At 72.3% G+C, this 18,536-nt stretch carries 19 protein-coding genes and 1 riboswitch; of the genes, 7 read left to right on the forward strand and 12 right to left on the reverse strand.

What is annotated here, in order from left to right; genetic code table 11:
- Positions 1 to 77: 77 nt before the first annotated feature.
- On the forward strand, positions 78 to 326 hold the full coding sequence (locus ACGFRG_RS10250; RefSeq protein ID WP_067158222.1) for a bacterioferritin-associated ferredoxin: 249 nt from the start codon (positions 78 to 80) through the stop codon (positions 324 to 326).
- A 14-nt stretch (positions 327 to 340) separates the two neighbouring features.
- Here the strand turns inward: ACGFRG_RS10250 and bfr are convergent, their stop codons facing one another.
- Positions 341 to 820, reverse strand: coding sequence for a bacterioferritin (gene bfr / locus ACGFRG_RS10255; RefSeq protein ID WP_188274092.1), 480 nt, complete (start codon positions 818 to 820; stop codon positions 341 to 343).
- Positions 821 to 974: 154 nt separating this feature from the next.
- Here bfr and ACGFRG_RS10260 point away from each other — a divergent pair, with 154 nt between their 5' ends.
- The gene (locus tag ACGFRG_RS10260) at positions 975 to 1,607 is read left to right on the forward strand and encodes a sulfite oxidase-like oxidoreductase (protein WP_361428063.1); all 633 of its coding nucleotides are present in this window, start codon (positions 975 to 977) and stop codon (positions 1,605 to 1,607) included.
- A 28-nt stretch (positions 1,608 to 1,635) separates the two neighbouring features.
- Here the strand turns inward: ACGFRG_RS10260 and ACGFRG_RS10265 are convergent, their stop codons facing one another.
- From ACGFRG_RS10265 to thiO, 6 genes are all read right to left on the reverse strand, one after another.
- On the reverse strand, positions 1,636 to 2,292 hold the full coding sequence (locus ACGFRG_RS10265; protein ID WP_393263031.1) for a DUF4396 domain-containing protein: 657 nt from the start codon (positions 2,290 to 2,292) through the stop codon (positions 1,636 to 1,638).
- A 94-nt stretch (positions 2,293 to 2,386) separates the two neighbouring features.
- Positions 2,387 to 3,238: a deoxyribonuclease IV gene (locus ACGFRG_RS10270; RefSeq protein WP_393263033.1), complete on the reverse strand. Its 852-nt coding sequence runs from the start codon at positions 3,236 to 3,238 to the stop codon at positions 2,387 to 2,389.
- A gap of 8 nt (positions 3,239 to 3,246) precedes the next feature.
- Positions 3,247 to 5,226 (reverse strand): Stk1 family PASTA domain-containing Ser/Thr kinase, encoded by a 1,980-nt coding sequence (gene pknB / locus ACGFRG_RS10275; protein ID WP_361428067.1) that lies wholly within the window; start codon positions 5,224 to 5,226, stop codon positions 3,247 to 3,249.
- 343 nt (positions 5,227 to 5,569) lie between these two features.
- A complete protein-coding gene (locus ACGFRG_RS10280) occupies positions 5,570 to 6,364 on the reverse strand; it encodes a thiazole synthase (RefSeq protein WP_361428069.1) in 795 nt (264 codons plus the stop codon).
- Between the two features lie 3 nt (positions 6,365 to 6,367).
- A complete protein-coding gene (gene thiS / locus ACGFRG_RS10285; protein ID WP_361428071.1) occupies positions 6,368 to 6,583 on the reverse strand; it encodes a sulfur carrier protein ThiS in 216 nt (71 codons plus the stop codon).
- Positions 6,580 to 7,761 (reverse strand): glycine oxidase ThiO, encoded by a 1,182-nt coding sequence (thiO, locus tag ACGFRG_RS10290; protein WP_361428073.1) that lies wholly within the window; start codon positions 7,759 to 7,761, stop codon positions 6,580 to 6,582. The genes thiS and thiO overlap by 4 nt, the downstream gene beginning before the upstream one ends.
- Positions 7,759 to 7,872: riboswitch (TPP riboswitch) on the reverse strand. It overlaps the preceding gene by 3 nt.
- Positions 7,873 to 8,010: 138 nt before the next feature.
- Between thiO and ACGFRG_RS10295 the strand changes: the two genes are divergently transcribed.
- From ACGFRG_RS10295 to ACGFRG_RS10315, 5 genes are all read left to right on the forward strand, one after another.
- Entirely contained in the window at positions 8,011 to 9,231 is a 1,221-nt protein-coding gene (locus ACGFRG_RS10295) for an NAD(P)/FAD-dependent oxidoreductase (RefSeq protein WP_393263036.1), read from the forward strand.
- Positions 9,232 to 9,274: 43 nt separating this feature from the next.
- Complete coding sequence (locus ACGFRG_RS10300) at positions 9,275 to 9,640, forward strand: Rv2175c family DNA-binding protein (RefSeq protein ID WP_361428077.1); 366 nt, start codon at positions 9,275 to 9,277, stop codon at positions 9,638 to 9,640.
- A 73-nt stretch (positions 9,641 to 9,713) separates the two neighbouring features.
- Positions 9,714 to 10,370 carry a thiamine phosphate synthase gene (gene thiE / locus ACGFRG_RS10305; protein ID WP_361428079.1) on the forward strand — a complete coding sequence of 219 codons (657 nt, stop codon included), beginning with the start codon at positions 9,714 to 9,716 and terminating at the stop codon, positions 10,368 to 10,370.
- Between the two features lie 96 nt (positions 10,371 to 10,466).
- Entirely contained in the window at positions 10,467 to 11,384 is a 918-nt protein-coding gene (gene metF, locus ACGFRG_RS10310) for a methylenetetrahydrofolate reductase [NAD(P)H] (RefSeq protein ID WP_361428081.1), read from the forward strand.
- Between the two features lie 69 nt (positions 11,385 to 11,453).
- Positions 11,454 to 12,323 carry a hypothetical protein gene (locus ACGFRG_RS10315; protein ID WP_393263040.1) on the forward strand — a complete coding sequence of 290 codons (870 nt, stop codon included), beginning with the start codon at positions 11,454 to 11,456 and terminating at the stop codon, positions 12,321 to 12,323.
- A gap of 64 nt (positions 12,324 to 12,387) precedes the next feature.
- Here ACGFRG_RS10315 and ACGFRG_RS10320 read toward each other — a convergent pair whose 3' ends face one another.
- The 5 genes from ACGFRG_RS10320 to ACGFRG_RS10340 all read right to left on the reverse strand — a co-directional run bounded on the left by ACGFRG_RS10320 (position 12,388) and on the right by ACGFRG_RS10340 (position 18,434).
- The gene (locus tag ACGFRG_RS10320; RefSeq protein WP_361428085.1) at positions 12,388 to 13,902 is read right to left on the reverse strand and encodes an NAD(P)/FAD-dependent oxidoreductase; all 1,515 of its coding nucleotides are present in this window, start codon (positions 13,900 to 13,902) and stop codon (positions 12,388 to 12,390) included.
- A 53-nt stretch (positions 13,903 to 13,955) separates the two neighbouring features.
- Positions 13,956 to 14,573 carry a DUF4126 domain-containing protein gene (locus ACGFRG_RS10325; protein ID WP_393263043.1) on the reverse strand — a complete coding sequence of 206 codons (618 nt, stop codon included), beginning with the start codon at positions 14,571 to 14,573 and terminating at the stop codon, positions 13,956 to 13,958.
- Positions 14,574 to 14,916: 343 nt separating this feature from the next.
- Positions 14,917 to 15,522 (reverse strand): TetR/AcrR family transcriptional regulator, encoded by a 606-nt coding sequence (locus ACGFRG_RS10330; RefSeq protein WP_361428089.1) that lies wholly within the window; start codon positions 15,520 to 15,522, stop codon positions 14,917 to 14,919.
- A 28-nt stretch (positions 15,523 to 15,550) separates the two neighbouring features.
- Positions 15,551 to 17,635 (reverse strand): YhgE/Pip family protein, encoded by a 2,085-nt coding sequence (locus ACGFRG_RS10335; RefSeq protein WP_393263046.1) that lies wholly within the window; start codon positions 17,633 to 17,635, stop codon positions 15,551 to 15,553.
- Positions 17,607 to 18,434 carry an ATP-binding cassette domain-containing protein gene (locus tag ACGFRG_RS10340; protein WP_393263049.1) on the reverse strand — a complete coding sequence of 276 codons (828 nt, stop codon included), beginning with the start codon at positions 18,432 to 18,434 and terminating at the stop codon, positions 17,607 to 17,609. Before ACGFRG_RS10340 ends, ACGFRG_RS10335 begins: the two co-directional genes overlap by 29 nt.
- Positions 18,435 to 18,536 lie beyond the last annotated feature (102 nt).

The following is an 18,536-nucleotide window of genomic DNA, read 5'->3' on the forward strand; positions in this document are numbered from 1 at the left end:
CCACCCCGACATTGGGTACGGTTAGGTAAGCCTCACCGAATACGGGGATGGCTGGTCGGACCGTTCCTGTCAGGGAGGTGAACCGCGTGTACGTCTGCTCTTGCTTCGGCATCACCGACAAGCAGGTCGAGCAGCACGCGGCCGCCGGCGCCTGCACCCCGCGTCAGATCGCCTCCGCCACCAAGGCGGGCACCGACTGCGGCTCCTGCGTGCGCACCATCCAGGGCCTGCTCGGCCGGGGCGCCTGCCCCCGCCGGGAGCTGCTGGAGAAGGGCGAGGTCAGTGCTGTGCTGGCCACCGACCAGGAGCTGGCCGAAGCCGCCTAGGCGCGCCGGGAGCGTCAGCTCTCCGGCTGCTCGATCAGCTGCGCGATGTACAGCGCCTCTCCCAGCTTCTCCACGAGCTCCAGCTGGGTGTCGAGGTAGTCGATGTGGTGCTCCTCGTCCGCCAGGATCGACTCGAAGATGTTCGCCGAGGTGATGTCGCCCTTGGCCCGCATGACCTCGATCCCGCGCTTGAGCCGGTCGATCGCCTCGACCTCCACCTGCCGGTCCGCCTGGAACATCTCCGTGACGGTCTGACCCACCCGGACGTGGAAGAGCCGCTGGTAGTTGGGCAGCCCGTCCAGGAACAGGATCCGGTCGGTCAGCACCTCCGCGTGCTTCATCTCGTCGAAGGACTCGTGTCGCGTGTACTTGGCGAGCTTCGTCCAGCCGAAGTTCTCCTGCATCTTCGCGTGCAGGAAGTACTGGTTGATCGCGGTCAGCTCGGCGGTCAGCTGCTCGTTCAGGAACTCGATGACCTCGGGGTCGCCCTGCATCGCAGAGGCTCCTTCCACGGGGGAGAGGGGCAGATTCGCGCGCATCCTCGCATCGCGCGCAATGACCGTCCAGTAAGTGCACGCTTAGTACGAGTTGCCCGAATCCGGGCGCAGCTGGTCATGACCACCCCTCGCCGTCTGTCACCATGGAGTCATGGGTCAGCCGGAACGCCCGGAGCAACGGGAAGCAGCGCAGTCGGAGCTTCCCCCGGGGCAGCGGCTCCAGCGCGGCTGGCCGGTCACCCACTACGGCCCGGTCCCCAAGTTCAAGCCCGAGCGCTGGGAGTTCCGCGTTTTCGGGGCGACCGCCGACGGTGACAAGCACTGCTGGAACCACGAGGAGTTCACGGCGCTGCCGTTCGCCACCGTGGTCGCCGATCTGCACTGTGTCACGAAGTTCTCGATGACGGGGGCCGAATGGGGCGGAATCCTCGCCCGTACGGTCGCCGAACTCGCGCCGCCCGCCCCCGACGCCACCCATGTGATGGTCTGGGCCGAGTACGGCTTCAGCTCCAACCTGCGCCTTTCCGACTTCCTCTCCGACCGCACGGTCTTCGCCACCCACAAGGGCGGTGAGCTCCTGACCGCCGAGCACGGCTTCCCGGTGCGGCTGGTCGTGCCGCATCTGTACGCCTGGAAGGGCCCGAAGTGGGTCCGCGGCATCGAGTACATGACCGCGGACCGGCGGGGTTTCTGGGAGGAGCGGGGCTACCACAACATCGGCGACCCCTGGCGGGAGCAGCGCTACTCGTACCAGGAAGAGCCCGGGGACGGCCCCGAGCTCTGAGTCCTGCCGCCGCGCCGGTTCCGGCCGGTCAGTGGTGGTACCGGTGCACCACCGCGTGGCCCTTGCCGCGGCCGATCATCCACTTGTTGACGGGCGTCGTGGCCACGAAGGCGAGCGCCAGCGAGAGGGCCAGCGAGCCCCAGAACAGCCCCTGCCCGAGCGTCGCGTTCATGGCGGCCGGCCACACCGCGATCACCCCGTTGTCGATCAGCTCCATGACCGCGATCGACAGGGTGTCGGCGGCGAGGGCGACCTTGAACGCCGTACGGAAGTCGACACCGGCCTTGGTGATCCCGCGCAGGGTCAGCGAGTAGCCGAAGAAGAAGGCGAGCACGGTCGCCAGGACCATCGTCGCCATGTTGCCCCACCCGAAGGCGGTGCCCACGATCATGCCCAGGATCTCGCCGACGGCGCACCCGGTGAGGCAGTGCAGCGTGGCCTGAGCGGCCATGGCCCAGGTGACCTTGCCGCCGCCGTGGCCGTGGTGCTGGTGGCCCCCGTGCCCGGCGTGACCCTCGTGGCCCGTGTGCTCGGCGTGCGGGACGTGCAGGGCATGGCCCTCGTGGCCCGTGTGCCCGACGTGGCCTTCGTGCCCGGCGTGCTCATGGTGCTGGTGGTGCGCCGCGTGCTCGTCGTGGCCGTGGTGCTCGGTGTGCTCGGTCTGTACGTGTCCCTCGTGCCGCATGACTTCCCCCAACGCCGGATGACCGTCCCTGTCGATGACTGGAACGGTATACCCCCCAGGGGTATTCCTCAAGGGTTCATGAACGACTTCGTTGTCATGGACGCAGCTTCTTCAGCAGGGCGATGTCCGCCGCCTGCCCCTCCTTGCCGCCGGGCGTCTCGATGATCAGCGGTACGCCCTCGGTCGCCGGGTGGGCCAGGAGCTCGCGGAACGGCTCCGCCCCGATGTGGCCGGCGCCGATGTTCACATGGCGGTCCAGGTGCGAGTCCACCGCTTCCTTGGAGTCATTGGCGTGGATCAGCTTCAGACGGCCCGGGCCCACGGTCTCCACCAGCAGGTCGAGCGTCTGCGCCGCCCCGCCGGGTCCGGCCAGGTCGTGCCCGGCCGCGTGGATGTGGCAGGTGTCCAGGCAGACGCCCAGCTTGGGGTGGGCGTCCAGCGCCTCGAAGTACGGGCCGAAGTCCCAGGTCCGCGAGCAGAGCGAGTATCCCTGCCCGGCCGTCGACTCCAGGAGCAGATCCGGGTCGTCGTCGCGGGTGAGCTCGTCGAGCAGCGGCAGCAGCCGCTCGCGCACCTGCGCCAGCGCCTCGGCGCGCGGCCTGCCGCCGGTCGCCGAGCCGGTGTGCACGACCACGCCGAGCGCGCCGATCTCCCGGCCCCGCCGCAACGAGTGCCGCAGCGACTCCACCGACTTCTCGACGGTCGCCTCGGTGTGCGAGCCGAAGTTGATCAGATACGGGGCGTGCACGTACGCCGTGATCCGCTCGGCCTCGCACCGGGTACGGAAGAGCTCGTCCTGGGCCGGGTTGCCGACGGGGGTGGCCCAGCCGCGCGGGTTGGCGACGAAGACCTGGACGGTCTCCGCCTCCAGCTCGCGCGCGTAGCCGAGGCCGACCGTGGCGAGGCCGCCGGCCACCGGGACGTGGCCGCCGATGGGGTTGCGCATGGAGTGGTTCAGAGTCCCTTGGTCTTGATGGTGATCGTGGAGCCCTCGGGCGCCTGCTGGCCGCCGTCCACCGACTGGCTGGCGATCTCGTCGCTGAGGAACGGGAAGCCGTGGTCGACCTTGACCTTGAAGCCCGCCTTCTCCAGCTCCTTCTGCGCGTCACCCGACTTCTCGCCGGTCACCTTGGGCACGGTGATCATCCGCGGGCCCTTGGAGACGGTGAGCGTGACGGTGTCGCCCTTGGCGGCCTGGGAGCCCTCGGCCGCGGACTGGGCCGCGATCTTGCCCGCGTCCTCGGGCGAGTTGACCTGATCGGGCGCGATCTCCACGTTCAGACCGGCGTCCTTCAGGGCGGCGGTGGCGTCCGCCACCGAGTCGCCGACGACCTTGGGGACCTCGACGGGGGCGCCCTTGCTGACGACGAGGGCGACGGCGGAGTCCGCGCGGCGCGGGGCGCCGGCGGCCGGGGCCGTACTGACGACCGAGCCCTGGTCGGTGTCCTCGTTGAACTCCTGGGTCACCGAGCCCGGGGTCAGCCCCGCGTCGGTGAGCGCCTTCTTGGCCTCGTCCAGCGACTTGCCCGTGACGTCCGGGACCTTGACCATCTCCGGGCCGCGCGAGACCACCACGGTCACCGAGGCGTTGCCGCGCACGCGCGCGCCCGTCGCCGGGTCCGTCTCGATCACCTGGCCGCGCTGGACGGTGTCGCTGTAGCGGCGGTCGACCTTGCGTACGGAAAGACCGGCGTCCGAGAGCCGCTTCTTCGCGGCGCTCTCGCTCTGCCCGATGACGGCCGGGACGTGTGTGAACTGGCCGGAGTTGATGTACCAGACACCGGCACCGACGCCCAGGACCAGGAGCACGGCGGCGATCAGCGCGATCAGGCCGCGCCGCCCGTTCAGTACGAGCCGGGGGCGCCGCCCGCCGTGCCCGCGCGCGGGGGCGGGCTCGGGCGGCGGCATGACCAGCCTGCTCGTCCGGTTCATCGGGTCCTGCTCGGCCGGGAGCGGGGCGGCGCCCGCCGGGGTCGCGGAGGGCCGCGCCGGGGTCGCCACCGCGCGCGGTATGACGCTTGTACGGTCCTCCGAGCCGGAGGTGCCCGCGGCCGGGCGGGCCTGCGGCGGCACCGCGTCCAGCTGCTCGTCGCCCAGCGCGGCACGGGCCTGGCGGGCCTGCGCCAGCAGCCCCACCGCGTCGTACGGACGGACGTCGGGGTTGCGCGCGGTCGCCGACGCGACCAGGTCGTCCAGCTCGACGGCGAGGCCGGGCACGGCGGCGGACGGCGCGGGCACGCCCTCGTGGAGGTGGGCGTAGAGGATCTGGGCGGCGGTGTCGCCGGTGTGCGGCTTGGCGCCGGTCAGCATCTCGTAGAGGACGACACCGCACGCGTAGACGTCGGCGCGGGTGTCGGCGGTGCCCTGCTCGATCTGCTCGGGCGCCAGGTAGGAGACGGTGCCGAGGACGCTGCCGGTGGTGCTGGTCACCGCGTCCACCGCCCGTACCAGGCCGAAGTCGGCGACCTTGACCCGGCCGTCGTCCCCTATCAGCACGTTCTCGGGCTTCATGTCGCGGTGCACGAACCCGGCCCGGTGTGCGGCGCCGAGCGCGGCGAGGACCGGCTCCAGGATGTCGAGCGCGGCCCGGGGCTGCAGGGCGCCGCGCTCGCGCAGCACGTCCCGCAGGGTGCAGCCCGCCACGTACTCCATCGCCAGATACACGTATCCGCCGGCCGTGCCCTGGTCGAAGACGCCCACCACATTGGGGTGCGCGAGCCGGGCCACGGACTTGGCCTCGCGGATGAACCGCTCGACGAAGGAGCCGTCGGCGGCGAGCGCGGGGTGCATCACCTTGAGGGCGAGAACCCGGTCGAGCCGGGTGTCGACGGCCCGGTAGACCGTGGCCATACCGCCGACGGCGATGCGCGCCTCGACTCGGTAGCGGCCGTCGAGCACCTGCCCGACGAGGGGGTCCTGAAGGGTCGTATCCACGCAGGAGAGTCTACGAGCGGCCACGGACAGGGCTGCCGCCCTGGGTGTTTTCGGGGCGGGACTGCAGCGGAGCTGTGACGCGAGGGGCTTTTGGCGGGGCTGGCCGCGCCCCTAGGGGGCCCGAAGGGCCCATCCCGGGGCGCGGGGAACTGCGCGAGCAACCCAGCACGGCCCGCAGACAAAGGCGACCCGCAGGCCCTCCGAGGGGCGCGGGACTGTGTCATTGTGCGGCTCCGCCGCGATGGGGGTCCCCCCTGTTCGAGCGGAGTCGAGAACTTGGGGGAGCGACCAGCCCGCACCGGCCGGCAGTCGCAAAACTCCCGGCGGAGCCGGAGCGCGCCGCTCAGAACGCCGGGCGCTCCGGGTCCAGGACCGCACGGCCTTCCGTCGGCGACGACGCCTCGGCGAAGTGGCGGCGGGGGATGCGGCCCGCCCGGTGGGCCAGACGGCCCGCCTCCACCGCGTACCGCATCGCCTCCGCCATCAGCACCGGCTCCTGCGCGCGCGTGACGGCCGACGCGAGCATCACCGCCGCGCACCCCAGCTCCATCGCCAGCGACACATCGGACGCCGTGCCCGCGCCCGCGTCCAGGATGACCGGGACCGTCGCGCGGTCCACGATCAGCTCGAAGTTGTGCGGGTTGCGGATGCCGAGCCCGGAGCCGATGGGCGAGCCGAGCGGCATGATCGCCGCGCACCCCACGTCCTGGAGCTTCCGCGCCAGCACCGGGTCGTCGTTGGTGTACGGCAGCACCGTGAAACCGTCGTCGACCAGCACTTCCGCCGCGTCCAGGAGCTCGATCGGGTCGGGCAGGAGGGTGCGCTCGTCGGCGACCACCTCCAGCTTGATCCAGTCCGTGCCGAGCGCCTCGCGCGCGAGGCGGGCGGTGAGCACGGCCTCCCCGGCCGTGAAGCAGCCCGCCGTGTTCGGCAGGACGGCGATGTTCAGCTTCTCCAGGACGGACAGGACCGAACCCTGCACCGTCGGGTCCAGGCGGCGCATCGCCACCGTCGTCAGCTCGGTGCCGGAGGCGGCCAGGGAGCGCTCCAGGACGTCCAGGCTGGGCGCCCCGCCGGTGCCCATGATCAGGCGCGAGGAGAAGGTCGTACCGCCGAGCGTGAACAGGTCGTCGGCCATGGCTCAGCCTCCCTGTACGGCGGTCAGGACCTCGACGCGGTCGCCGTCGCCGAGCGTGGTGGCGGCCCACTCGCCGCGCGGCACCACGCTCTCGTTGACGGCGGCGGCGACCCCGGCGGGGGCGGGGGTCAGGGTGGCGACGAGCGCGTCGAGGGTGGTGCCCGCGGCGAGGTCGCGTACCTCGCCGTTCACGGAGACGGTCAGCACGGAGACGGTCATACGGTCAGCTCCTGCGGTGCGGACTCCGCCGGGGCGGAGGTGAAACGGCGGGGGGTGAAGGGTCGGGCCTCGTCCGGCAGTTCACCGGTGGTCAGCGCGTGCGCGAGCGCGTCGCCGGTGACGGGGGTGAGCAGCACCCCGTTGCGGTAGTGGCCGGTGGCCAGGTGCAGGCCGGGCAGCGCGGTCGGGCCGAGCAGCGGCGCGTTGTCGGGCGAGCCCGGGCGCAGCCCGGCGCGGGTCTCGGTCAGCGGCAGCTCGGTGATGCCGGGCACCAGCTCGTGCGCGTCGCGCAGCAGCTCGTAGACCCCGCCGGCGGTGACCGTGGTGTCCCAGCCCAGCTCTTCGCTGGTGGCGCCCACCACGAGCTCGCCGTCGGCGCGCGGCACCAGATAGACATGGCTGCCCCGGACCACCGCGCGGACCGTGCGGGACAGGAACGGCGCGTACGCGGGCGGCACGGTGAGCCGCAGCACCTGGCCCTTGACCGGCCGCACCGGCGGCAGCAGCTCGGCCGGGACGCCCGCGAGGCGCCCGCTGAGGCTGCCGCCCGCGAGCACCACCTGGTCCGCGGTGAGCGCCCTCCCGTCGGTCAGGACGGCGCCGGTGGCCCGCTCCCGTACCACCGAGAGCCGTTCGGCCCACGCGCGGTGGAACCGGACCCCGGCCCGCTCGCACGCCACGACCAGCGCTCCGGCGAGCCGGCGCGGGTCGATCTGGTGGTCGCCGTCGACGCGCAGGCCGCCGCGTACGCCGGGTGCCAGCATCGGTTCGAGCCGTCGGCACTCGCGCCCGGTCAGCCACTGCGAGTCGAGCCCGGAGCGCTGCTGGAGCGCGTGCAGTTCGCGCAGATGGGCGCGGTCGTCGGCGTCCAGGGCCACCGCGAGCGTGCCGCAGGCGCGATAGCCGGTCTCCTGGCCGCTCGCCTGCTCCAGCTCCGCCACGAAGTCCGGATAGCGGTGTGCGGAGGCCAGGTTGAGGCCGAGCAGTGTCTCCTCGCCGTAGTGCAGTTCGGTGACGGCGGCGAGCATGCCCGCGGCCACCTGGGCGGCCCCGCCGCCCGGTTCGGGGTCGGCGAGCGCGGTGCGCAGCCCGCGCTGCGCGGCCCGCCAGGCCGTCACGAGGCCGATGATGCCGCCTCCGACGACGAGCACGTCCGACCCGTTCTCGGATGAATGCATGGGCGTCCAGCCCCTCCCTTCGCCGGCATGACCCGGATCAGGTTCGTACGGTCGGAGGCCGCCTCAGCCTCCCTCTCAGCCCGGTGCGTCCGGGCTCCCGCGAGATGGTTTTCGTCCCGCCGGGGCCCTCGGGGCAGGGCCCCTGGACGACGGCGGTACGTCGGCCAGACTAACCCCAGCGCCCCGTCGGCAGTAGGGAGCGTCCGAGCCGGGGTACCTGACGCTTCGTCAGATGTTTATGGTGATCAGGTGAGCGAACAGCAGACGCATGCGGAACAGCGGCACGTGGTCGTCGTCGGCGCGGGCATGGCCGGCGTCCAGACGGCGGTGGCCCTGCGTGAACAGGGCTTTCCGGGCCGGATCACCCTCATCGGGGCCGAGCCCCACCAGCCGTACGACCGGCCCCCGCTCTCCAAGGCGGTGCTGCTCGGCAAGGCGGAGGGCTCGGCCTTCGAGGTGGACTTCGACGGGCTCGGCGTGGCGCTCCGTCTGGGCGAGAGCGTCACCGGCGTACGCGCGCGTGAGCACGAGATCGACACCGCGTCCGGTCCCGTCCCGTACGACGTCCTGGTGATCGCCTCCGGCGCGGAACCCATCACCCTGCCGGGTATTTCGGAGCTGCCCGACGTGCATCTGCTGCGCACCCTGGACGACGCCGGACGGCTGCGCGCGGTCCTGAGCGACCAGCGGCGGATCGTGGTGGTGGGGGCGGGCTGGATCGGCGCCGAGTTCGCCACGGCCGCGCGCGAGGCGGGCTGCGCGGTCACCGTCGTCGAGGCGGCCGAGCGGCCGCTCGCGGGCGCGCTGCCCGCCGAGGTCACCGAGCCGATGGCGGCCTGGTACGCGGAGAGCGGCGCCGAACTGCTCACCCGCGCGCGCGTGGCGGCCCTCGAACCCGGCGCTGTCCTGCTCGCGGACGGGCGGCGCCTGGCGGCCGACGCGGTCGTCGTCGGCATCGGCGCCCGGCCCACCACCGACTGGCTGGAGGGCACCGGCATCGAGCGCGGCCGCGAAGGCGCCATCACGGCCGACGACCGGCTGCGCACCTCGCTGCCCGATGTGTACGCGGTCGGCGACTGCGCCTCCTTCCCTTCGGGAAGGTACGGAGAGCGGCTGCTCATCCACCACTGGGACAACGCCCTGCAGGGGCCGCGCACGGTCGCCGCGGACATCGTCGGCGAGGCGGTGCGGCCGTACGACCCGGTGCCGTACTTCTGGTCGGAGCAGTTCGGGCGGTTCGTGCAGTACGTCGGCCACCACCGCGGCGCCGACCGGCTGCTGTGGCGGGGCGACCCGTCGGGCGCCGCGTGGACCGTGTGCTGGCTGCGGGACGGGGTGCTCGTCGCCCTCCTGGCCGTCGGCCGACCGCGCGATCTGGCGCAGGGCCGCAAGCTCATCGAGGCAGGTGCGGCACTGGATCCGGCCCGCGCCGCCGACCCGTCCGTCCCTCTCAAGGCGGCAGCTGGCTGAGCTCCGGCTACCGGCTGTCAGTGGCAGATGGCAGGCTTGTCCCGTGACCGAGATTGACGCAAAAACCGATGCACTCGTCCCCGCCTGGCTCCACCTCCCCGACATCGCGGAGATGCTCGATGTCGAGGTGACGCGCGTGCGGCAGCTGGTCAAGGAGGGCCAGCTCATCGCCGTGCGCCGCGGTGAGAGGCGGACGCTGCAGGTGCCCGCCGCCTTCATCGACGGCGACAAGGTCGTCAAGGGCCTGGCCGGGACCCTGACGCTCCTGCGGGACGACGGCTACTCCGACGAAGAGATGCTGGAATGGCTCTTCACCCCCGACCCGACCCTGCCCGGCACCCCCGCGCAGGCCCTGAGCGAGAATCGCGGCACGGAGGTGAAGCGCCGCGCCCAGGCGCTCGCCGTCTGACCTGATCGTTCGACAGGTGGGTACGGACCGGATCGCCCGGTCCGTACCGCACCGGACCCAACGGGGGACCTTCATGCCCACGGCCCGTGAGCGGCTCGCCGACGCCCGGCTCTACCTCTGCACGGACGCGCGCAGGCGCCAGGGCGACCTGCCCGCGTTCCTGGACGCCGTGCTCTCCTCGGGCGTGGACATCGTCCAGCTGCGGGACAAGGGCATGGAGGCCGCCGAGGAGCTGGAGCACCTGGCCGTCTTCGCCGACGCCTGCCGACGGCACGGCAAGCTGCTCTCGGTGAACGACCGGGCGGACGTGGCGCACGCCGTCGGCGCGGACGTGCTGCACCTGGGCCAGGGCGATCTGCCGGTCCCGGCGGCCCGCGCGATCCTCGGCGACGAGGTCCTGATCGGGCGCTCCACCCACGCCGACGCGGAGGCCTTCGCGGCCGCCGTCGAGCCGGGCGTGGACTACTTCTGCACCGGCCCCTGCTGGCCGACCCCGACCAAGCCGGGCCGCCACGCCCCGGGCCTCGACCTGGTGCGCTACACGGCCTCGCTCGGCACCACGCGGCCCTGGTTCGCCATCGGCGGCATCGACGCGAGCAACCTCGACGAGGTGCTGGACGCGGGCGCGGACCGGATCGTGGTCGTCCGCGCGATCACCGAGGCGGACGACCCCGCGGCGGCGACGGCGAACCTGGCGAAGCGCATACGTGAACGCGCGGTGGCTCGGTAAAGGTCATTTGTCCGAGGGGTGGACAAGAGTCCGACAACGCGGACAAATTACCTTCCCCTTGTTGGGCGACCGGCAGGGCCTGGCTAACCTGCGAGTATGGCCCTTGGCACAGCTTCCACCAGGACTCATCGCGCGCGCACCGTGCGCGAGATGCTCGCGACCGGTGAGACGACGTATTCGTTCGAGTTCTGGGCGCCCAAGACCGAGAAGGGCGAGCGGAACCTCTGGAACGCGCTGCGCCGGGTCGAGGCGGTCGCCCCGAGCTTCGTCTCCGTCACCTACGGTGCGGGCGGCTCCACCCGCTCGGGCACGGTCAAAGCCACCGAGCAGATCGCGGCCGACTCGACGCTGACCCCGGTCGCGCACCTCACGGCCGTCGGCCACTCCGTCGCCGAGCTGCGCAACATGATCGGGCAGTACGCGGACGCCGACATCCGCAACATCCTCGCGGTCCGGGGCGACCCACCCGGCGACCCGATGGGCGACTGGGTCCGGCACCCGGACGGCGTCACCTACGCGGCCGACCTCGTTCGGCTGATCAAGGAGTCCGGCGACTTCTGCGTCGGCGTCGCGGCCTTCCCCGAGATGCACCCGCGCTCCAGCGAATGGGACACCGACGTCCGGCACTTCGTCGACAAGTGCCGTGCGGGCGCCGACTACGCGATCACCCAGATGTTCTTCCGCCCCGAGAGCTATCTGCGGCTGCGCGACAAGGTCGCCTCGGCGGGCTGCACGACCCCGATCATCCCCGAGGTCATGCCCGTGACCAGCGTGAAGCAGCTGGAGCGGCTGCCGCAGCTCAGCAACGCCGAATTCCCGCCCGAGCTGAAAGAGCGGATCCTCGCGGTCAAGGACGACGCGGCCGCTGTACGCTCCATTGGCATCGAGTTCGCCACGGAGTTCTGCGCGCGGCTGCTCGCCGATGGCGTACCCGGGTTGCATTTCATTACCCTCAACAACTCCACGGCGACGCTCGAAATCTACGAGAATCTGGGGCTGCACCAGCAACCCTGATCTGTCGCATCAGGTGTACCGGCCGACCGTCCCGACAGGGGGCGGCGGCCGTCGGGAAGAGGGGCGTACATGGGCTGGGCGGTCCTCTACATCGCGTTCGGCGTCGTCGCGCTCTGGCTGCTCGGCGAGGTGCTCCTGCAGTACAAGGCGCGGCTGCGCTGGCGGCTGCTGGCCTTCGCGGGGTTCATGGGCGTGGTCCTCGGCGTGCTCCTCCCGTCCGTGTTCGTGATCATCGTGGGCGCCATCGCCTTCGCGGTCGGCCAGACCTACGTCACGCTCTCGTTCCGCCGGGGCTTCTCGACCGGGTGGGCGGTCGGCGGCAGGCCCGGCGCCAGTCGTCGGCGCCGCGCGGGCAGGGCGGCCCCGCTCCAGGACCCGGTGCTCCAGGTCTCGGACATGCGCGACGAGTCCGAGGGCCCGGCCACCGACTTCGACGCCACCTCCCAGCACCCGGCCGACGCCGCCGACCCGGCCACGGCCACGCAGGCGGGTTCCGTCTACGAGCCGCAGCCGCTGCCCGACGAGACCGGCCAGTACGGCATCTACACCGAGACGGCGTACGCCAACTCCCAGCAGCCGTACGGCGGCTACGACGCCGGACAGCAGCAGTACGCCGACCCGTACGCAGGCCAGTACGGCTACGGCACGGAGAGCGGACAGCAGCAGTACGCCGCGTACTCCGACCCGTACATCGGCAGCACCACCCAGGCGTACGGCTCCGGTGCCTATGACGTCTATGCCGCGCCCCAGCAGCCCTACGGCGACCCCTACACCCAGCAGTACGGCATGGACACGCCGCCCGGAGGCGTCTGGGTGCCGCAGCAGCGCGACAGCGAGCCGCAGCAGTACGGCGAGGAGCAGCCCCCGCCGTACCCGCCGGGCGGCGCGTACGGCAACGGCACCGGCTACACCAACGAGCAGCAGCCGTACCACTATTGAGTGACGGTGGCGCGGCGGCCGCGGCCTCGGCGCCGCGGCCCCCGCTCACCTCGGCCGCACAGGTTCACTGCGAGCCGCGGAAGTCGTCGCCCTCCACGATCAGTCCGCTCACCAGCGACCCGGACATCCCGGCGTGCGCGAGCCCGCCGCCCGGATGGGCCCAGCCGCCCGCGAGGTAGAGCCCGGGCAGCCGGGTCCTGTTGCCCGGGTGCAGATGGTGGGCCCGCGCTCCGGCGAGCGAGGGCGCCGGGACCGAGCCGCCCTCGGCGCCCGTCTCGGCCGCCGTCTCGGCGGGCGTGCGCACCACCCGCCACAGGGTCCGCTCCCGCAGCCCCGGCACCGCCGCCTCGGCGATCTCCGTCAGCGTGTCCGCGTAGCGCTCGCGCAGCTCCGCGTCGGTCCAGTCGACCGGGCCGTGCGGGGCCACCGTCGCGGTCAGCGTGACGGCCTCATGGGCGGCGTCCGGGCGGGTCGTGGGGTCGTCGGGGCGCAGCACCGTCACCGTCGGCCGTATCGCCGGGTGGCGGGTGGTGAAGACCGACGCCGCCTCCGCCGCCGTGTCGGGGGAGTGGATCACCGTACGGTGCACCGTGTCCGCCGGGCGCTCGCCGCGCAGGGCGAGCAGCACCGTGAACCGGCCGGGGGCCGGCGTCCCGCGCGGCCGCACATCACCGTCCTGCCAGGGCTCCCGCTCCCGCAGCGGACCGTTGCCGGGGCGGGGCTGGGCGGCGAGGACCACCGAGTCGGCCTCCTGCACGGTGCCATCGGCGAGCTCCACGCCCGCCGCGCGGCCGTCCTTCTCGTGGATGCCGGTGACCTCGGCGTCGAAGACGAACGTGACCCGCCGGGCCAGGCACCGCTCGTACACCGCGCGCGCCAGCTCCCGCATGCCGCCGCGCACGTACCAGCTCCCGAACGTCTGCTCCAGATACGGCAGCAGGGCCGCGCTCGCCGGGGCGGTGCGCGGGTCCAGGCCCTCCGCCAGCGCGTAGCCGCTCAGCAGCGCGGCGAGCCGGGGGTCGCCCAGCTCCCAGGCGCCGACCTCGGCCAGCGTGGTGGCCTGGCGCGCGGAGCGCAGCAGGCGGCGCTGCTTGGGCGCCGGATACGGGTCGCGGGCCAGGACCTGCCAGTCGGGCCACAGCGGCTCCTCCAGGAGCGGCCGGCGCGAGCGGTCCCAGGCGTCCCGCGCCCGGCCCAGGAAGTCGCCCCACTTCTCGCCCGCGCCCGCGCCGAGCGCCGCGTCGAGGGCCGAGACCACGCCCGCGCGCGAGGCGTTGGGCAGCGAGAGCGCCGTGCCGTCGGCGAAGAGATGGCGGGAGGCGGGGTCGGTCGGCGCGAGCTCGACGCGGTCCTCCAGCGGCTCCTTGCCGGTCTTGAGGAACAGATCCCGGTAGACCGCGGGCAGGCGCAGCAGACCTGGGCCGGTGTCGAAGGTGAACCCGTCCCGCTCGTACCGCCCCAGCGCGCCGCCGTACGTCGACGTGCGCTCGTACACCGTCACCCGGTTGCCCGCCACGGCCAGCCGGGCGGCAGCCGCCATGGCGCCCATCCCGGCGCCGATCACCGCAATCCTTGCCATGTCGGGGACTTTATCCGCCGCCACTGACAACGGGCTCCGGCGGGCGCGGCGAGCTATCGCTCAGGGCCCGTCGCACCAGCCGCGGCCAGGCGCTTCTCCTCGCGGCGCTGGGCGCGGCGGCGCCGGAAGCGGCGGATCTGGCGCCACAGGACGACCAGTGTCACCAGGCCGAGCAGGAGCAGGGCGCCCGCGATGATCGCGGCCGCCAGCGGGTGGAAGATCGCGAAACTTATGAGCGCGGCGACGCCCAGGTCCTCGGCCGTGCTGAGCGCGATGTTGCTGAACGGCTCGGGCGAGGTGTTCACCGCCATCCGCGTCCCGGCCTTCACCACATGGCTCAGCAGCGCGCTGGAGCCGCCGATCGCGCCCGCCGCGATGTCGGGCAGCGACCCGCTCTGCCCGGCGAGCAGCGCGCCCACCACGGCCCCCGCGATGGGCCGGATCACCGTGTGGACGGAATCCCAGACCGAGTCGACGTACGGGATCTTGTCGGCGACGGCCTCGCAGAGGAAGAGCACGCCGGCGACGATCAGGACGTCGGGGCGCTGGAGCGCGTCGGGCACCTGGTCGGTGACGCCGGTCGCGCCGAAGACGCCGAGCAGCAGGACCACCGCGTACGCGTTGACCCCGCTGGCCCAGCCGCTGGTGAATACCAAGGGGAGAACGGACACGGACATGATCGTAACGATTTCCGACTTTGCCGTGGCTGAGGTTGAGCGCGGACGCCTGAGTATCCGTACTTAGAACATGAGATGAGTAGGAGCGCGGATGGGGTGCCACCTGTGCGAACGGGAGAGTGGAGCGCACGGAGGGGGCAGACGCGTCCGGACCGCCGACACGGGGCGGCGGAACGGCGCGCCTCCCCTGACGAACGGGGTACGGGGGAGAGCCCCGTGAAGGGGGCGCGGGGACGTGCCCGGGCCCACGCGCCCGGCCCGGCCCCCTTCATCGGCGGCCCCTTATCGTCGGCGGCCCCCTGCGTCGGAGCCCTTGGGCTCAGCGGCGCCCTTCGGTTCAGCGCCCGCTGACCCGCCCGTGCAGCAGCCGCGAGAGCGCCGCGTGCACCTCGTCGAGGGAGCGCTCGCTCTGGAACGCCTGCCAGTCGAGCGCGGCCACCAGGACCATCCCGACCAGCGCGGCCGCCGTGAGCGGGATGTCGATCTCCTCGCTCAGCTCGCCCTCCGCGACGGCCTCCCGCAGCACCGTCTCGACCACGGCCACCGCCTCCTGGCGCACCACCATCAGGGTGGACTGCCAGGCCCGGTTCGTCCGCCACAGCTCGGCCACGTACAGCTGGGTGAAGGCCGGATACCGGTGGATGAACTCCAGACCGGCCCGGATCATGGCGTCCAGCGCCTCGACCCGGGTGCCACCGCGCGCGTGGGTGGCGTCGGCCGCGTCCCGCAGTGACACGGTCAGCAGCCCGACGCCGTGCCGCAGCAGCTCCTCGAAGAGCTCGGTCTTGCTCTTGAAGTTGTAGTAGACCGTGCCCTTGGCGACTCCGGCGCGCTCGGCGATCTCGTCCACGGTGGTGGCCGAGAAGCCCTGCTCGGCGATGAGCGTCACCGCCGCCTCGTAGAGCTTCTGCCGGGTCGCCTGCCGTCTGGTGCTGCTGTCCATGCCGTCGATTCTCACAGGTCTTCGCCCCTCAGAGGCTCAGCTCGGGGTGGAGCCGGTCCAGCGTCCAGACCTGCTTCTTGCGGGCCGAGAGCGCGGTCAGGGCCAGCGACCCCGCCGTGAACGCGGCCAGCACCGCGCACGCCTGCCAGACCGGGCCGAGCCCGCCGCCCGTGATCAGCCGCCGCAGGCCGTCCACCACGTAACTCATCGGCAGATACGGGTGGATCGCGGTGAAGAACGCCGGGCTCGTCTGGACCGGATAGGTGCCGCCCGCCGATGTCAGCTGGAGCATCAGGACCGCGAGCACCAGGATGCGTCCGGCCGCTCCGAAGCGGGCGTTGAGCCACTGCACCATGGCCGCGAAGCAGCCGGAGACCAGCACCAGGAAGCCGATCGTCCCGGCCGCGCGCTCCATCTCCAGGCCGAGCCCGAAGTGCAGCACGGCCATCAGCGCGCCCACCTGGAGCACCCCGACCGCCGCCACCGGCAGCCAGCCCGCCAGCGCGATCCGCCACGCCGAGGCGCCCGCCGCGAGCGCCCGCCGGTTCATCGGCTGGATCAGCATGTACGCGACCATCGCGCCCACCCACAGGGAGAGCGGGATGAAGTACGGGGCGAAGCCGGTGCCGTAGTTGGGGGCCTTGTGCAGCGCGTGCGAGGCGAGCTGGACCGGGTCGGCCATGACGCCGGTGCGCTTGTCGCGGTCCTGCTTGTCGTAGTCGGGGATCTTGCCGACACCGTCGTGCAGGCCGCCCGCGAGCTCCGCGGAGCCGTCGGAGAGCTTGAGCAGGCCGCCGTCGAGGGTTCCCGCGCCCTTCTTGAGCTTGCCGACGCCCGTGTCGAGTTCACCGGCGCCCGACTTGGCGGAGGCCAGGCCCGTGTGCAGGGCGCCCGCGCCCTTGGCGACCTGCTTGGCGCCCTTGTTGAGGGCGTTGACGTCACCCACGGCCTTGTCGAGGTCCGTGGCGAGCGTCGGGGCGTTCGCGGCGAGCCTGCGCGCCTGCTTCTGAAGGTCGGCGAGGTTCCTGTCGAGCGTCCTGACGTCGCTGTTCTGGTCCTTGACGACGGTGTTCAGGTCGTCGGCGATGGTCGCGACGGTGGCCGCCGCGTCCTTGGCGTCCTTCAGCTTCGGGCAGAGGGCGCCGGGCGTCGCGGTGGACTGGCACAGCGACTTGTAGTCGTCGTTCAGGCGCTCGGAGGCCTTGCGGGACGCGGACGCGGCGGCGGGCGCCGCCTTGATGACGTCGGCGAGGTGGTCGCGCACCGGCTGCACCGAGTCGTCGACCAGCTTGGCCGTGTCGCCGATCGCCTTGGCGTTCTCCTTGAGGAACGGACGCGCCTTGTCCGCCGTGGTGTTGACCTTGTCCGCGAGGGTCTGGGTGCCCGCGGCGACCTGCCGGGCGCCGTCCTGGAGGTCGGCGGAGCCGGAGTCGAGCTTCTTGATGCCGCCCGCCAGCTTGTCGCTGCCGTCCTTGGCGTCGCTGAGCCCGTCCGCGAGGTCCTTGGAGCCCTTCTTCGCCTTGCCGAGGCCGCCCTTGAGGTCGGCGGCGCCCTTGGCGGCCTTCTCGGTGGCGTCGTGGAGGTCGGAGAACGAGATGAAGATCTTGTCGAGGAACGTACGGGACGCCTTGGCGGAGGCCGCCGAGCGCACCTCGGAGAAGACCGTGCGGGAGATCGACCCCACGATGTAGTTGTTGGCGTCGTTGGTGCGCACCTGGAGGGCGCCGGTCTCGGGGGAGTCCCCGGAGCTCGACGCGACCCTCTTGCTGAAGTCGGCGGGCATCGTCAGGGACAGGTAGTACGTGCCGTCCTCGACGCCCTTGCGCGCCTCGGCGTCGCTGACCTCCCGCCAGTCGAACGTCTTGCTCGCGCGCAGCCGCTCGGCGATGCCGTCGCCCATGGTGATCTTCTGGCCGCCGACATCCGCGCCCTTGTCCTCGTTGACCAGCGCGACCGGCACCTTGTCGAGCCGCCCGTACGGGTCCCAGAAGGAGCACAGGTACAGGCCGCCGTACAGCAGCGGCAGCAGCAGGAGCGCGATCAGCGCGAGGCGCGGCATCTTCCCCCTGCCGAACCGCCTGAGCTCAAGCGCGGCCAGTTTCGGCGAACGCATCCCCCGCCCCCTCCTCGTCGTTCTGCCGAGCCCCGTCCCCCGGGACCGGTCCGGTCGTGCTCATGTCCGTGCGTACGTCGTCCGTCGGTATGCCGTGGGCGTCTTCCGTACTTCGTACGGTGATGTCGGCGTCCCCGGGAGCCTGGCTGCAGACGGCGATCACCGTCGTACCGGCGTCCGCGACCGACCGCAGCAGGGCCCAGGCCTCGGCGCGCTCGGCGTCGGAGAGCTTCAGGTCGATGTCGTCCACGCCGATGAGGCGGGGCCGGCCGATCAGCGCGAGCGCGACGGACAGCCGCAGCGCCTCCAGGCGCTCCAGATCGCGCACCGAGGTGCGCTCGCCCTTGGGCAGGGCGCCGAGGTCGAGCCCGGCCTCCTTCAGCGCCCGCGCGATCGCGGCCTTCGCCTCGGCCCGCCGCTCGGCGGGGGAGCGCAGCAGGGCGCGTACGGAGCCGTCGAACCAGCGCCCCAGCAGGGCCCGTTCACGCAGGTGCTCGGCGACGGTCAGGGCGGGGTCGAGTTCGCTGACCCCGGAGACCTGACCGAGCGCGCTGAACCGGCGCACGGCGGCCATCCGTCGCGGCAGCCGCTCGCCGCCCACTTCGGCATGGCCCTCGGCGGGCTTCATACGGCCGGTGAGCGCGAGCAGCAGACAGGTGCGGCCCGAGCCGGACGGTCCCTCGACGGCGATGAGCGAGCGGGGCGCCGCGTCGAGGCGCACGCCCCTGAAGGCCCAGCCGCGTGGGCCCTTGAGTCCGAAGTCCTCGGCGCTGACGCCTGCCCCGTGCGGGCTGTCCACGGTCCCCCCTCGTGCAAGGCAACTTTTGAACTGACTGGTCAGTACAAAAGATAGCCCGAACCTGCGTACGGGACAAAGGGGCAGGTCAAGAGCGGGCCGGAG

It is taken from the genome of Streptomyces sp. NPDC048696 (assembly GCF_043198895.1).
In the GTDB taxonomy this organism is placed as follows: Bacteria; Actinomycetota; Actinomycetes; order Streptomycetales; family Streptomycetaceae; genus Streptomyces.

Coding starts and splice junctions, on each gene's coding strand:
- bfr (WP_188274092.1), bottom strand. CDS start 820: ATGCAGGGCGACCCCGAGGTCATCGAGTTCCTGAACGAGCAGCTGACC.
- ACGFRG_RS10260 (WP_361428063.1), top strand. CDS start 975: ATGGGTCAGCCGGAACGCCCGGAGCAACGGGAAGCAGCGCAGTCGGAG.
- ACGFRG_RS10265 (WP_393263031.1), bottom strand. CDS start 2,292: ATGCGGCACGAGGGACACGTACAGACCGAGCACACCGAGCACCACGGC.
- ACGFRG_RS10270 (WP_393263033.1), bottom strand. CDS start 3,238: ATGCGCAACCCCATCGGCGGCCACGTCCCGGTGGCCGGCGGCCTCGCC.
- ACGFRG_RS10280 (WP_361428069.1), bottom strand. CDS start 6,364: ATGGCCGACGACCTGTTCACGCTCGGCGGTACGACCTTCTCCTCGCGC.
- thiS (WP_361428071.1), bottom strand. CDS start 6,583: ATGACCGTCTCCGTGCTGACCGTCTCCGTGAACGGCGAGGTACGCGAC.
- thiO (WP_361428073.1), bottom strand. CDS start 7,761: ATGCATTCATCCGAGAACGGGTCGGACGTGCTCGTCGTCGGAGGCGGC.
- thiE (WP_361428079.1), top strand. CDS start 9,714: ATGCCCACGGCCCGTGAGCGGCTCGCCGACGCCCGGCTCTACCTCTGC.
- metF (WP_361428081.1), top strand. CDS start 10,467: ATGGCCCTTGGCACAGCTTCCACCAGGACTCATCGCGCGCGCACCGTG.
- ACGFRG_RS10315 (WP_393263040.1), top strand. CDS start 11,454: ATGGGCTGGGCGGTCCTCTACATCGCGTTCGGCGTCGTCGCGCTCTGG.
- ACGFRG_RS10320 (WP_361428085.1), bottom strand. CDS start 13,902: ATGGCAAGGATTGCGGTGATCGGCGCCGGGATGGGCGCCATGGCGGCT.
- ACGFRG_RS10330 (WP_361428089.1), bottom strand. CDS start 15,522: ATGGACAGCAGCACCAGACGGCAGGCGACCCGGCAGAAGCTCTACGAG.
- ACGFRG_RS10335 (WP_393263046.1), bottom strand. CDS start 17,635: ATGCGTTCGCCGAAACTGGCCGCGCTTGAGCTCAGGCGGTTCGGCAGG.